The sequence below is a fragment of the Planktothrix paucivesiculata PCC 9631 genome (assembly GCF_900009265.2).
Classification (GTDB): Bacteria; Cyanobacteriota; Cyanobacteriia; order Cyanobacteriales; family Microcoleaceae; genus Planktothrix; species Planktothrix paucivesiculata.
On record NZ_LR735025.1, the window covers coordinates 56,039 to 70,512 of the forward strand.

The following is a 14,474-nucleotide window of genomic DNA, read 5'->3' on the forward strand; positions in this document are numbered from 1 at the left end:
TTGTGTACTTGCGATACAAAGGAGACGGATTGAACTAGAGTTAAGTTTAAAATATATACCTTACCTGTATAATTATACTAGATAATTGATGTATGGATCGACTCAATTTTCGATTGGATTATATTTATCCTATTGTTAATCTATTATGACTTCAAGAACACCCGTTTTATCCGCTTGGCAACAACTGAGAAACCAGAATATTACCTGTGAACAAGCCTTAAAAAATTTAGTCGATGATCAAAAAATTTTGAATCTAAAATTATTGGATCGGGATGTTAGTTTTAGATTTTTTCGCGAATTTCCAGATAAAAATATTTTGCCCCCAGTTATTCCGTTATTATTATGGCAAAATTGCTATTATCTGGGATGCCCGGTAGAAGTCTCCATGGACGCACTCACCTTGATGGGCGATCGCACTTTTTCCGATATTAAAATTATCCCCATTGATGATAAAAGTTATCGAGCTTGGTATCATGCCCAACATCTCGATCCCCATCGAATTACGTCCAACCCTTTAATTAACCCATTAACAGGAGAATTAGAATCCGAAAACGTTAGTGAAACCACGGAATTATATTTATCAAAAGCCGCGGATCAACTGACTCGAATTAAAACTTTAATTTCTGGAGCTTTAAGAAATCGTGCCAGTGATATTCATTTAGAACCCTCCCAAGAGGGTCTAAGAGTTCGTTATCGAATTGATGGTTTACTTCGCAATATTACCCTCTTACCTTCGGATATTGGACGTAAAGTTATCGTGGCAATTAAAGTCATGTCAAATATGGATATTGCCGAAAGTCGTCGCCCCCAAGATGGCAGAATTGGGGAGAATTATGTATCAGGACAAGACCTAGAAGTTGCTCTTGATATGCGCGTTAGTACCCTGCCCTGTGTGGGTGGTGAAAAAGCTGTAATTCGATTATTACCCCAAGAAAATCCTTTCTCTGGATTAAAGGATTTAGGCTTCTCGGAAACCACATTAAATATTTATAAAAGTTGGCTCTGTCAACCCCAGGGAATGATTATTTTTACCGGGCCCACAGGGTCAGGAAAAACCAGTACCCTTTATAATAGTTTGTTAGCCGTTGCCACAGAAAATGTTAATGTTGTTACCGTTGAAGATCCCGTTGAATATATCTTATCTGGTATTACTCAAACCCAAGTCCATGAACGAGCCGGGATGACTTTTGCTGCCGGATTACGCGCTATTTTACGACAAGATCCTGATATTATTATGGTGGGAGAAATTCGAGATCAAGATACGGCAGATACCGCCATTCGTGCGGCATTAACTGGTCATTTAGTCTTGACAACCTTGCATACAAATGATGCCATTGGTGCCATTCCCCGTTTAAAAGATATTGGCCCCGATCCGGGGTTAATTAGTGATGCTTTATTAGGAATTGTTGGACAACGTTTAACCCGTCGTGTTTGTCCCCACTGCGCTGAATCTTATCGTCCAACGGCGACGGATTTAGACCTGTTAGGGTTAGAATTAAAAGAAGTAAATACTGACGGTTGGCGCAAAGGTCGAGGCTGTTCTAACTGTTTTTATTCTGGCTATTCAGGACGAGAAGCAATTGTAGAATTATTGGCTGTTGATGATCGAATTCGTCAAATTATTTATGAAGGAACTCTGACAGAATTACATCGTTATTTACATGAAACAGGCTTTTTATCTTTCCGAATTGCCGCTATTGAAAAAGTCACCACTGGCGCCACAACTGTTGAAGAAGTTCAGCGTGTTTTACCGCGCAGTGCTTTAGCGCGAAAATTCTCCATTAAAACTTGAAACTAGGATCATAAAATCCTATTTCTAACAATTACAATTTTATTTATTCTTATCTCCCATTTCCTATGCTTACACCCCTTGATTCTAAAACCCTACGTTGGCAAAAAACTCGATATTCTCCATTAACAAGACAATTGGATGTATTCACCGCCTGTGGGTCGTTTATGTTCTTTTTGTGGTGGGATAAAACATTAGGAAATCAGACCAATAAACAGAAACAAAAACGTGCTGCTTGGTTAGTTAAAACTCTATTAAATTTGGGGCCGACTTTTATTAAAATTGGACAAGCTCTATCAACAAGGGCTGATATTTTACCCCTGGAATATGTTCAAGAATTAGAGAAACTACAGGATCAAGTTCCTCCCTTTAGTACGGATGAAGCCGTGGCTATTATTGAAGCAGAATTAGGGAACTCTTTATTTACATTATATCGAGATTTTGATGAACAACCCCTAGCTGCCGCCAGTTTAGGACAAGTTCATAAAGCCAGACTGCACACGGGAGAGGATGTAATTATTAAAGTCCAGCGTCCGGGTTTAAAACAATTATTTGATTTAGATGTACAAGCTGTACGTCGAATCATTCAGTTTTGTCAACGACATTTTAGTTGGTCAAAACTTTATAATTTGGATGAATTATATAATGAGTTTTTTTTGATTTTATATCAAGAAATTGATTATATAAAAGAAGGTAAAAATGCCGAAAGATTTAGAGAAAATTTTAAAAATTATCCGGGTATTTTGGTTCCTAAAGTTTATTGGAAGTATACCACCCATAAGGTTTTAACTATGCAATATTTACCCGGAATTAAAGCCGATGATCGAGATAAATTAATCGCTTATGGCATTGATGTTAAACGGATAAATCAGTTAGGGATTTGTTGTTATTTAAAACAAATTCTTCAGGATGGTTTTTTCCAAGCTGACCCTCACCCGGGAAATATTGCCGTTAGTGTTGAGGGAAATTTAATTTTTTATGATTTTGGCATGATGGCAGAAGTGAAAGCCTTGGCCAAGGATCAGATGATTAAAGCCTTTTTTGCCGTGTTAAAAAAAGATACGGATGTGGTATTAACTACCTTAGTTGATATTGGATTAATTGAACCTGTTTCTGATATGAAACCCGTTAGAAAAATGGTTAAATTTTTATTAGAAGAATTTACAGAAAAACCAGTCGATTTTCAGATGTTCAATCAAATTAAAGAAGAAATTTATATCATGTTTGAGCAACAACCCTTCCGTTTACCCGCTCAAATGATGTTTATTTTAAAGTCTTTAACCACTTTGGATGGTTTGGCGAGAAATTTAGATCCTAAATATAGTTTAGTTGCTTGCGCCCAACCCTTTGTTAAGAGTTTAACGATTTCTCAAGAGCGAGGTAATTTAGTCGGAGAATTAGCAAAACAGGCGCGAGATTTTATTAAATTTAGATTACAACAACCGAGCAAATCAGAGGTTTTAATACGTCGTTTAGAAGAACGTTTGGAAGAAGGAGAGTTACAAATTCGGGTCAGGTCTGTAGAAAGCGATCGCGCTTTAAGACGGATTAATTTAGCGATTAAAACTTTAATTTATATCTGTTGGACAGGATTTACTTTAATTGCTGGAGCGATTTTGTTAATTGGAAATTATCAAGGATGGGCGGTTTTTGTCTTGGTTTTATCCCTATTTGGGTTATGGATGTCGGTGCGATCGCTCTTTAATTTGGCTATTCGAGAACGTTTAGATCGAATTGCAGAAAGTTAAGGTTTATAGCAGTTTTTGCTTGTATCTTGAGAAGTGTTAAGCCTAATTTAACCACAAAGACACAAAAAAGTTGTAAACACGCTCGTTGTTATAAATAGTCTCATCCTGATTATTCCTCCTGTGCATCAATTTCATTTCGATAATCTTGAATAGCTTCTAAAACTTGATCAAACTGAGGATCATTTTCAAAAATTCCTGCAAATTTCATCCAAGGGTCTTCAGGTTTAGGAAGTTCAATTTCTAAATTAATAATTTCCGTATCCTTTAAAAAATCTTGGAGACGCTGAGATAACTTTTTAATAGCTTCTTCTCGACTATTTCCCGATGCTTTTAAACTCGGGTATTTTAAGACAAACGTTTGATATTTACCCTTTTTGAGTTGCTTAATTCCAATATCATAATTTAATTTATTCCCAAGATTGATAACGGGAGGAGAGTTAGTTACCATTGTTAAATTCAACCTCAATAGTATCTTGATTTTAACAATTTTATTAGAGTTAGTCAAGAATCGGCGAGCGCGCTTTAACAGAACTTACGCACCCAACCAAAGAAACCGGGTTTTTACGAAAATACTTCGTTGTGACTCACATATTATCTAAAAAACCCGGTTTCTCGGGCGACCTGCGTAAGTCCTATTTAATTTAGCTATTCTATAAAAGCCAGTTTGAAATTATCACTAAAATATGTAAAAATACAACTCAGTAAAACCTATAAAAAATTATCAGAATGCTACCTATCCCTATTCCCCCAGAACCCGGCCAAGAATCCGTTTGGGATTATCCCCGTCCCCCTCGTTTGGAAGATGTCAACCAACCGATTAAAGTAATATTTAATGGGATTATTTTAGCCGAAACCCAAGGGGCAAAACGAGTCTTAGAAACCAGCCATCCCCCGGTATATTATATTCCGCCCGAAGATATTCAATTAGAGTATTTACAACAAACTTCTCGCAGAAGTTGGTGTGAATGGAAAGGGGCTTGTAGTTATTATAATATTACGGTCGGTGACAAACAAGCTGTTAATGCAGCCTGGAGTTATTTGAGTCCAGTTCCTGAATTTATTGATATTCAAAATTATTATAGTTTTTATGCTAGTTTCATGGATGCTTGCTATGTGGGAGAAGAATTAGTTCAAGCCCAAACCGGGGATTTTTATGGGGGTTGGATTACTCAAAATATTGTGGGGCCATTTAAGGGAGAACCGGGAACAATGGGGTGGTAATCTATACTATTTAACCTACAAAACCCGCCTAAGCGAGTTCTGTAGGTATAGAAATTTTAATTTGCTGAAACTGATTTAGGGTTTTATTTCAGTAATGATTCTGCTAACTGTTCTAAATGAATTGCACTATTAACTTCATAAAAAGATGTGGTTGGGGCTTTGACAAATAGGGATGACATTTCATTCATAATAGCTTCATAGGCTTCGGTGTGGTTATTGGAAGTATCCATATCACCAATATCTTCCCAGAAAATCAGAGCAATTCCCTTATCGGTTCCAGGTTCTTGAAGTAAATAAGCTCCTTGAAAACCTTCTTTATAGGTAGCTACCGCTTGTTCAAATAATGTTTGAGCTTCTTTAAATTTACCCGGTTTGAATTCACCGATGGCAACGTAGGCAACTTTTCGTCTTAAAAAATCCTGAAATTCAGACATAAGTTAATAAATGTAATAAACTGCAAGTTTTTGCACCAGAGTTAAGACTCAACCCCAAATAATTCTACCAGTTTAATCGCCAAAAACCATAGGGAATAACCGTGACCCTTTGACCCTTGGCAAGAATAACAACAATTGCGATCGCAATTAGTCCCCAGAAAAGCCCCAAGTCTGTAAAATCTTAAAGAAATCAAAAAAACGTTCCTCTAGTAGCGAACCCAATTTCAATTTTACTTGGTGGTGTCAAACGTGAATACAGTCCCCCCGCTCGATCTTAGCCTACAGTACAAAACCATTCAGGATGAAGTCAGCGCTTGTGTGCAAGCGGTCTTGGCTTCCGGTCGTTATATTGGAGGTTCAACGGTCGAAGCCTTTGAACAAGACTTTGGAGAATATATTGGGGTTAGGGAAACCATTGCCTGTAACTCGGGAACCGATGCCCTATTTTTAGCCCTACGCGCCCTGAAGATTGGGCCAGGGGATGAAGTGATTACCACCCCCTTTACCTTTATCGCCACCGCAGAAATGATCAGTGCAGTGGGGGCAACGCCTGTATTTGTCGATATTGATGCCACAACTTTTAATCTCGATATTGAACAAATTCCCAACGCTGTCACCGAAAAAACAAAAGCCATTATTCCCGTCCATTTATTTGGTCAACCTGTGGACATGACCCGATTAATGGCCGTGGCAAAATCCTATAATTTAGCGGTGATTGAAGACTGCGCCCAAGCTACCGGGGCCACTTGGAAGGGGCAAAAAGTTGGAAGTATCGGAGATATCGGCTGTTTTAGTTTCTTCCCCACGAAAAATTTAGGCGCCTGTGGCGATGGTGGGGCCGTAACTACCCAAGATCCGGCCCTGGCCCAAGCCATGAGAATTATCAAAGAACATGGTCAGTCAACCCGTTATAGTTCGGATACCATTGGGATTAATAGCCGTTTAGATGCCCTACAAGCAGCGATTTTACGGATCAAACTGCGTTATCTCGATACCTGGAACCAACAACGGCAAACCCTTGCCAGACGGTATCACCAGTTACTCTATCCTCTCCCAGAAATTATCACACCCCAAGACATTACCTTTGGCGAAAGTGTGTGGAATCAATACACTATTCGGGTACAAACAGACCACAGGGAGCAGGGAGCAGGGGGAGCAGGGGGAGCAGGGGAAGCAGGGGAAGCAGGGGAAGTAAACTTACCCATTACCCATTACCCATTACCCATTACCCATTACTCATTACCCTCCCTCAAACGACGAGATTATCTGCGAAACTACCTGCAAGAACAGGGAATTGGTTCTATGATTTACTATCCCATTCCCCTACATCAGCAACCGGTTTATCAAAATTTAGGCTATCAAGCCAATCAACTCCCGATTGTGGAAACCATTTGTCAGGAAGTCTTATCTTTACCCCTATTTCCCGAACTGTCTCCAGAACAGCAAGATCAGGTGATTACCGCCATCAAAGAAGGAGTGACTCAAATCCCGCAATTTTAGCAACCTATCTGGGCGCGTCTTTGTGGTGCGATTGTTTGTATACTGTTAGGTAACAAAACGATAAAAAAATTCACAATCATCCGTTAAAAATAGGTACAAGATCGCCCTAGACGACAGAAGCAACTGACCGCAGTGTGAGTATCCTCACTAACTAAAGGTTAACGAAGAATCAATAACTAAAGGTCAACTGTCAAAATGCCTTTTTTTCGCTCCCAACTCTAAAAATCTAACCACTAGGAGGAATACAACAAACGTGAACCCACAGCAAGTCAAATCCAGACGACGCTATGACCCAGAGGAAATTGCCCGCTACCACCGTCGTCGCCCCTGGTTGGCGATCGGACGGACAATTATGGTGATTTGGTATTTCACCGGGTTTATTTTGGGGTTATTGTGGGATAAATGGCAACATGGGGACGTGGAACATACCCCCCAACGGGCTACCCACCTGCGCCATGTGCTCACGGATTTAGGCCCTACCTATATTAAAGTCGGCCAAGCGCTTTCTACCCGTCCCGATTTAATTAGAAAAGATTTTTTAGAGGAATTAACCAAACTTCAGGATCAATTGCCGCCCTTTAATCATAATCAGGCGATGGCAATTATTGAAGCGGAATTAGACCAGGATTTAGACAGTCTTTATAGGGAAATTTCTTCCGAACCCGTAGCGGCTGCTAGTTTGGGTCAAGTCTATCACGCCCGACTCAGAACTGGGGAAGAAGTGGCGGTTAAGGTACAACGGCCGAATTTATTACCCGTTTTAACCTTAGATTTATATTTAATGCGTTGGGCAGCGGGATGGCTTTCTCCGTGGCTTCCGTTGAATTTAGGACATGATTTAAGCCTAATTGTCGATGAATTTGGGGTTAAGTTATTTGAGGAAATTGACTATATTAATGAAGGTCGGAATGCGGAACGGTTTGCCACCTATTTTGCCGATGATCCTAATGTCAAAGTCCCCTTGATTTATTGGCGTTACACCACCACTTGTGTTTTAACTTTAGAGTGGATTAATGGGTTTAAATTAACCGATACCGAACGAATTAAAGCCGCTGGATTAGATCAGGATACTTTGATTGAAATTGGCGTGACCAGTGGTTTAAAACAACTCTTGGAATTTGGCTTTTTCCACGCCGATCCACACCCCGGAAATTTATTTGCTTTGCCCGATGGTCGCATGGCATTTATTGATTTTGGGATGATGGATCAGTTACAACAGAATACAAAGGAAACCTTGGTGGATTCCGTGGTGCATTTGATTAATAAAGACTATGATCAACTGGCACTTGATTTCGTGAAATTAGGGTTTTTGTCGCCTGAAACTAATATTCAACCGATTATTCCTGCCTTGGAAATGGTCTTGGGGGATGTCATAGGTACTAGCGTTAAGGATTTTAATTTTAAAACGATTACCGATAGTTTTTCGGAATTAATGTATGAATATCCCTTCCGAGTTCCCGCCCAATTTGCCTTAATTATTCGTTCCTTGGTGACTCAAGAAGGAATTGCTTTGAGTTTGAATCCCGATTTCAAAATTGTGGATGTGGCCTATCCCTACGTCGCCCGTCGATTATTAAATGGTGAAACTCCAGCCCTGCGACGTCGTTTAATCGAAGTCCTATTTAAAGATGGGAAATTACAATGGCAACGATTAGAAAATATGATTGCGATCGCCCGATCAGATCGGAATTTTGATCTGTTACCTACGGCTCAATTAGGATTAAAATATTTAATGTCTGATGAAGGAGATTTCCTCCGCCGTCAAATTATTTCGGCTTTAACCGAAGATGATCGTCTCCATACCACAGAAGTTCAAAGGTTATGGACTTTAATTCAACCCGATTTAAAACCCAGTCGTTTATTTGATGCAGCTTGGGGAGCGATTAGTCAGTTATCAGTGATCAGTGATCAGTCATCAGTTAAAAGTTAACAGTTGTTAGTTAACAGTTATTAGTTAAAAGTTAACAGTTAACTGTTTTTAGCCCACAAATATTAACTATGAACTCTTTACCGTCAACTGATGACTGATAACTCTTACACTGATAACTGATGACTGATAACTGATTACTGATTACCGATTTATGTTTAATTCTGCGAATCCGCCTTTAGTTTTGATTGTTGGGGGTTTATTCATTGGAATAACCTGTTGTACGGCTTTTGTTGTGAATCTCAAACAACTGTTAAAAGAATGGTCAAAAAATCGTTCTAGTCGTAATCTCGCTAACTTGCGGGGGTTTCCCATACTGTTTCCCTTTCTGGGAGTTGGGTTAGGAATTTGTATTTTTCTGGCTTCCTGTTTAGAAGTTTTTGCCTTTTCAGAATCCTTTGCCTATGGGTTTTCTATTCCCTTAACGGCATTAATGGCTGGGTTAGTTTGGTATCAGTTAACTCGATTATTTAACCAATTAGAAGAAAAAGGTTTAAGAGGGATTGATTTAGACGATTTAAGTTTAGGTAAAATCATCCCTCAACAGAATCCACCGGAGAATTAATTGAGCCTAGAAATTAACCCACTAAACGGTTAATATCCTGATTAGAACCCACGACAACAATCATGGTTCCTTTGTAAAGTTTGCGATTAGAAAGGGGGTTAATTTCCATTTTATCCCCTTCATTTTTAATCGCTAAAAGATTTAATCCATAACGGCGCCGCAGTTCTAATTCGGCAATGGTTTTCCCATCAAATTCATCGGGGACAATCATTTCTACAATACTGTGTTCTGCATCAAGTTCAAACTGATCGAGTAAACGGGGGCGAGTCAATTGTCGGGCTAATTGTTGTCCCATTTCCTGTTCTGGGAATACGACTAAATCGGCTCCCACTTTATTTAATAATTTAGCATGGGTTTCCGAAGATGCTTTCGCAATTACATTTGCAACACCCCCTTCTTTTAAGTTTAAAGTGGTGGTAATACTTTCGGCTAAAAAACTACCCACAGCGACAATTACCGTATCAAATTCTAAAATTCCTGCTTCTCGAAGTGCAGAGGTTTCAGTAGAATCTAACAGCAACGCATGGGAGGCTATTTGATCACTTAATGCCGAAGTCACTCGTTTTTCTTCTTTATCAACCGCGAGAACTTCATAACCGCTTTTGTGCAATGTTGAACAAACGGCACTTCCAAACCGACCTAATCCAATCACAGCAAATTGTCTTTTTTCAGTTCGGAGATTGCGTAAAAAATTCCAAGATGAGAAGTTCATATTATGGGTCTTTCAAAACGGCAAAATGTGAGTGGTTTATCCTACTAAAAGGTTTTCTTCAGGATAGTCAATCGACGTGGGTTTAGGATCACCCAAAATAGCCGACATTAATAACAGTACCCCAACCCGTCCCATATACATTGTAGTAATAATAATCAATTGACTCAAGGGGGTTAAACCGCCGGTAATTCCCGTGGATAACCCCACCGTAGCAAAGGCAGAAACCACCTCAAATAAAATCGGCGCAAACGCAATTTCCGGCTGACTTAAAGAAATCAGAATTGCTGAGATACAAATTACCATAAACGAACCAAATAAAACCCCAATAGCTTTTAAAATTAACGGGAGTGGAATTTGGCGTTTATAGCAAATCACTTCTTCTCGCCCCTGTAAAGCCGAACGAGTAGAATTAAATAAAATCCTAACGGTTGTGGTTTTAATCCCGCCTCCGGTTCCCCCCGGACTAGCGCCAATAAACATCAAAATGATTGTGATAAATAACCCAGCAACGGTTAATTCTCCATTATTAATCGTATTAAATCCAGCTGTTCGGGTCGTTACTGATTGAAACCAAGCCGCCATAACTTGTCGAGGAAAATTAAGGGGTTCTAAGGTTCCTGGATTTCGATGTTCAGTAAAGAATAATAAAACTGTTCCTAAGACTAATAGAAAGATTGTGGTAGAAGTAACAACTCGGAAATGAATCGAAAAATCACGACGAAGGGGACGACTAGAGAATCGATTACAAATCCATAAATGAAGTTCTTGAATCACTTGATAGCCCATGCCTCCCCAAATAATTAAAAACGTAATGATAAAATTTAATAAGGGAGAGTTAACATAGCGAATAAAGTTATCAGAGAATAATCCAAATCCGGCATTGTTGAAAGCATTTACACTATGAAAAAGGGCAAACCATAGTCCCTGATTCCATCCCAAATCAGGAACAAACACAAATAACAATAGAAAAACTCCGGTTATTTCAAATAGGGCGGTGGTTGCCACAATAGATTTTAATAAAGGCACAGCCCCCGCTATTCCCGAAGCATCTAAAGATTGTTGCAGGGCTAATTTATCCTTGAGGCGAAACTTTCGACCCAATACCAACAATAAAAAGGTGGTGACGGTCATGTATCCTAACCCCCCGACCTGAACCAGCACCAGGATTATCAACTGGCCCCAAAATGAGTAGAATTTGCCCACATCCACAACGGATAACCCGGTTACGCAAACCGCAGAGGTCGCAGTAAATAAAGCAGTTAAAGGATTACCCCAAGTTCTGGCACTTAAGGAGAAGGGCAACATCAATGAAATTGTCCCAACGGTAATTACCGCCAGGAAACCTAAACCAATTGTTCGAGATACGGTCATGGAGTTAGGGTTAATCTTTAGGTGAAGTTATCAGAAAATTCCGAATCTATAGGATCATACTGTAGGGATGCTTGCCTAATGGCATCACTCAAAAATTCTTCTTTTGATTCAGATGAACTCAACACTCTATCAACAAATTCAGCACTTCTATGATTCTTCTTCCGGTTTGTGGGAGGAGATTTGGGGAGAACATTTGCATCATGGATATTATGGCTTGGATGGCACTCTGAAAAAAGAACGGCGTCAAGCTCAAATTGACTTAATTGAAGAATTTCTCAACTGGGGACTAACACCCACAAATCAAGAGGAGTTACAAGGGTCTCGAATGCTTGACGTCGGCTGTGGAATTGGGGGAAGTTCATTATATTTAGCCGACAAATTTCAGGCCGATGTCACCGGAATTACCCTGAGTCCCGTCCAAGCCAAAAGGGCCACAGAACGCGCCCTAGAAGCTCAGTTACAGGAAAAAACGCAGTTTTTGGTCGGCGATGCCTTAGAAATGCCCTTCGAGAGCAATAGCTTTGATTTGGTGTGGTCTTTAGAAAGTGCCGAACACTTCCCCAATAAAATTCAGTTTTTGCGGGAAGCCTATCGAGTTTTGAAACCCGGCGGAACTTTGTTACTAGCTACTTGGTGTCATCGTCCCTTGGGGGGACAAGCCGGACAACTCACCGAGGAGGAGCGCCGACACCTAGCCGAAATTTATCGGGTTTACGCCTTACCCTATGTGATTGCTTTGCCCGAATATGAAGCGATCGCCACGGATCAAGGGTTTAAAAATATTCAAACAGCCGACTGGTCAAAGGCCGTGGCCCCCTTTTGGCATACGGTGATCGATTCCGCCTTTAACCTGAATGCCATCGTCGGCCTGCTATTGAGTGGCCCCACAACCATTCAAGCCGCCCTAGCCTTACCCCTAATGAGTCGAGGCTATGACACGGGACTGATTCGTTTTGGTTTATTAACAGCAAGAAAATGATAAATAGGGCGGTGTGAATCAACCCCGATCAAAACCGATAAACCTGGCCATCAATTAATAGCCGGGTAATTCCCTTGGCTTGTAAATAGGGAGCCACTTTTCTCAGGAGTCGGCCATCGGGCACTTTAAACACCCGTTGGTTGCGTCCCGAGAAACGACTAGCGATCCGGTGATTATCAAAAACAGGAAGGGTTTGTTCTAGGACTTCTTCCTCTGGAATCGTTCCCAACTCACTAAATGCCCTCAAGGGTTTAGCAATCAATTCCGAGAATCGGTCAATCACTAAATAACAGGTTTTCGGGAGTGCCGTTTCCGTTAAGGGCAAAATTTTGACCGATACGGTCGCTCCACTAGCTAGTCCAGGGGAAAATAGACCCCGAGGCTCTGTATCATCATCCTCATCGTCTTCCTCGTCAGCAAACTCGTCTACATAGTCTTCCTGATCAGGATTCCTGTCTTCCCCATCTTGCTCATCTTCGTCATAGTCCTCAAACCCATGACCCTTGACTTCAAGCCGAGCCGGGGAAAACAGCCCCTCCAGACCCGGAATAGACAACTGATAATTAGACGGAGAAATTTGTATGGAATCGGACTCCAAGGAATCAGAAACATCTGACTTCACAACCTCCGGCGTAGATGAGCGTTTCCGCTTCCGGGGCAAGATCAGGGTCGATTCCTGGCTTACAGGTTCAGGAGTGTCCCGGTGAGCTTCCTCTTGAGCATCATCTCCACCCACCCCATCCTCCGAGGAACGTTTTCCCACACGATGGAGACGCTGTTTTTGGGTCGTCAGAATATCATAGACCTCTTTAGGAACAGCATTTTGCAGGACTCGTCTCACGGTCGAGCTACTGACTCCATAGCGTTCTGCCAGGGTAATGGTTGTTTCCTCTGGCACGTCTTGATAGAGCCTAATAATTTCCCATTTGTCCGATTCAGAAAGTTTCGTGGATGTCATTGAGTTGGGAGTCACTTGATATGGAAGGATTAAGATTTACATAAAGCCAAGGGATTTCCCACCCAGCCTCGGAGTGATCAAAAGAGGACAAAGATTAAACGAGGGTTTGACGGGTCTGGAGGGTTCAGGTCGAAACCTCAAGGGTTTTCCGTATTACCCCTTGGCCGATCGTCTGCTCCGTCGGCTTTGGCGAGAACGGGTTGAGATGTCATACTCCAAAATCGCTCCAACGGCAAATAACACCCCCGTAAATACAAAGAACACTTCTAACAAACCGCCACTTTCATATTCCCCTGACCCTCGGGAATCAGCCCATTTAAAATACATATCCGCAATATACAGAGAGAAAATGGCAAAGGCAATCATCCGCCAGGACTGGGAAAACCGTCCGCCCCAAAAGGCTAAAATCAAAGCCGTTGCTAGAATCAACAGGAAAACATCCCCGATGATATAAAACAAGTTGAACCCAAAAGCCAGAGGTTCAAGTTTGCTATCAATCGCCTCCACCCACAAGGGAGCAGAAGAAGTCTCAGTCTCTGGTTCAATTTTCGGGGAAGTTTGGCTCCCAGAGGGTTCAATTTTGGGCGCGGAGATTCCAGGGGCGGTAACAGCAGGGGTAGGAACCGATTGTTCAATCGCCACAGGATCATCCGGTGAACCCAGCAATCCAAACAAGTTAGGGCTGGCAACCCACATTCCAAAGGTGGTTCCCACAATCGCTACCCCAAGTAACGTTAACCACTGACCCAGATCCAAATCTAAGCGTTTAGAAATGACGGCTAGAATCATTCCTGTCCCCAGAAATAGATAGCTCAGAACATAAAAACCATCGGCGATAGAAACCGCCGGATCTAAATTCCAAGCCAGTTCCCACACCCCAAACAGAACACCCCCCACAAAGTAGAAAAATACCCCTAACCCAATACATAACCAAACATTTCTACCGCTCACCATCTGAGGACTTTGCCAATTTCTATAACAGACAACGGCAGCGGCTAAAAATGCCCCCAATTCAAAAAAGTACGTTCCGATGGAGTACCACAGAGGTAACTCCTCTCCTTGTACAGTCACACTAAACAGCAGAAAAAATAACAAGGCAAGAACAGCCCACACAATTCCAGCAATCACCAGACCCTGTGATGAAAACAAGGTGGAAGATAAAGAGGACTTTGGTTGTGAAGTGCTACCCATAGGATTAAAATACCTAGCAATTTAAAGAATCAAAACGAAGGTTGGCGGCTAGTCGTTGTTAACTTCAGCATTTAAACAA

13 protein-coding genes are annotated in these 14,474 nt (G+C 41.1%); 7 read left to right on the forward strand and 6 right to left on the reverse strand.

The window, feature by feature from the left end:
* Positions 1–145: 145 nt before the first annotated feature.
* Positions 146–1,792 carry a GspE/PulE family protein gene (locus PL9631_RS20430; protein ID WP_083623220.1) on the forward strand — a complete coding sequence of 549 codons (1,647 nt, stop codon included), beginning with the start codon at positions 146–148 and terminating at the stop codon, positions 1,790–1,792.
* A 65-nt stretch (positions 1,793–1,857) separates the two neighbouring features.
* The gene (locus PL9631_RS20435; protein WP_083623222.1) at positions 1,858–3,537 is read left to right on the forward strand and encodes an ABC1 kinase family protein; all 1,680 of its coding nucleotides are present in this window, start codon (positions 1,858–1,860) and stop codon (positions 3,535–3,537) included.
* Between the two features lie 109 nt (positions 3,538–3,646).
* Here the strand turns inward: PL9631_RS20435 and PL9631_RS20440 are convergent, their stop codons facing one another.
* Entirely contained in the window at positions 3,647–3,985 is a 339-nt protein-coding gene (locus PL9631_RS20440; protein ID WP_083623224.1) for a hypothetical protein, read from the reverse strand.
* Positions 3,986–4,263: 278 nt separating this feature from the next.
* Here PL9631_RS20440 and PL9631_RS20445 point away from each other — a divergent pair, with 278 nt between their 5' ends.
* A complete protein-coding gene (locus tag PL9631_RS20445) occupies positions 4,264–4,758 on the forward strand; it encodes a DUF427 domain-containing protein (RefSeq protein ID WP_083623225.1) in 495 nt (164 codons plus the stop codon).
* An 83-nt stretch (positions 4,759–4,841) separates the two neighbouring features.
* Here PL9631_RS20445 and PL9631_RS20450 read toward each other — a convergent pair whose 3' ends face one another.
* Positions 4,842–5,192: an antibiotic biosynthesis monooxygenase gene (locus PL9631_RS20450; RefSeq protein WP_079681004.1), complete on the reverse strand. Its 351-nt coding sequence runs from the start codon at positions 5,190–5,192 to the stop codon at positions 4,842–4,844.
* 249 nt (positions 5,193–5,441) lie between these two features.
* Between PL9631_RS20450 and PL9631_RS20455 the strand changes: the two genes are divergently transcribed.
* From PL9631_RS20455 to PL9631_RS20465, 3 genes are all read left to right on the forward strand, one after another.
* A complete protein-coding gene (locus tag PL9631_RS20455; protein ID WP_197046455.1) occupies positions 5,442–6,692 on the forward strand; it encodes a DegT/DnrJ/EryC1/StrS family aminotransferase in 1,251 nt (416 codons plus the stop codon).
* A gap of 253 nt (positions 6,693–6,945) precedes the next feature.
* Positions 6,946–8,622, forward strand: a complete 1,677-nt coding sequence (locus PL9631_RS20460; protein WP_083623229.1) for an ABC1 kinase family protein — start codon at positions 6,946–6,948, stop codon at positions 8,620–8,622.
* 151 nt (positions 8,623–8,773) lie between these two features.
* Positions 8,774–9,184, forward strand: coding sequence for a hypothetical protein (locus PL9631_RS20465; RefSeq protein ID WP_083623230.1), 411 nt, complete (start codon positions 8,774–8,776; stop codon positions 9,182–9,184).
* Positions 9,185–9,197: 13 nt separating this feature from the next.
* Here PL9631_RS20465 and PL9631_RS20470 read toward each other — a convergent pair whose 3' ends face one another.
* Together PL9631_RS20470 and PL9631_RS20475 are read right to left on the reverse strand one after the other, a co-directional pair.
* The gene (locus tag PL9631_RS20470) at positions 9,198–9,896 is read right to left on the reverse strand and encodes a potassium channel family protein (RefSeq protein ID WP_083623232.1); all 699 of its coding nucleotides are present in this window, start codon (positions 9,894–9,896) and stop codon (positions 9,198–9,200) included.
* 36 nt (positions 9,897–9,932) lie between these two features.
* Positions 9,933–11,267 (reverse strand): TrkH family potassium uptake protein, encoded by a 1,335-nt coding sequence (locus PL9631_RS20475; protein WP_083623233.1) that lies wholly within the window; start codon positions 11,265–11,267, stop codon positions 9,933–9,935.
* A 112-nt stretch (positions 11,268–11,379) separates the two neighbouring features.
* On the opposite strand from PL9631_RS20475, the gene PL9631_RS20480 reads away from it, so the two are divergent.
* On the forward strand, positions 11,380–12,246 hold the full coding sequence (locus tag PL9631_RS20480; RefSeq protein WP_083623235.1) for a methyltransferase domain-containing protein: 867 nt from the start codon (positions 11,380–11,382) through the stop codon (positions 12,244–12,246).
* Between the two features lie 28 nt (positions 12,247–12,274).
* Here the strand turns inward: PL9631_RS20480 and PL9631_RS20485 are convergent, their stop codons facing one another.
* Both PL9631_RS20485 and PL9631_RS20490 read right to left on the reverse strand, forming a co-directional pair.
* Entirely contained in the window at positions 12,275–13,204 is a 930-nt protein-coding gene (locus PL9631_RS20485; RefSeq protein WP_083623236.1) for a helix-turn-helix domain-containing protein, read from the reverse strand.
* 153 nt (positions 13,205–13,357) lie between these two features.
* On the reverse strand, positions 13,358–14,395 hold the full coding sequence (locus tag PL9631_RS20490; RefSeq protein ID WP_083623238.1) for a hypothetical protein: 1,038 nt from the start codon (positions 14,393–14,395) through the stop codon (positions 13,358–13,360).
* Between the last annotated feature and the right edge of the window lie 79 nt (positions 14,396–14,474).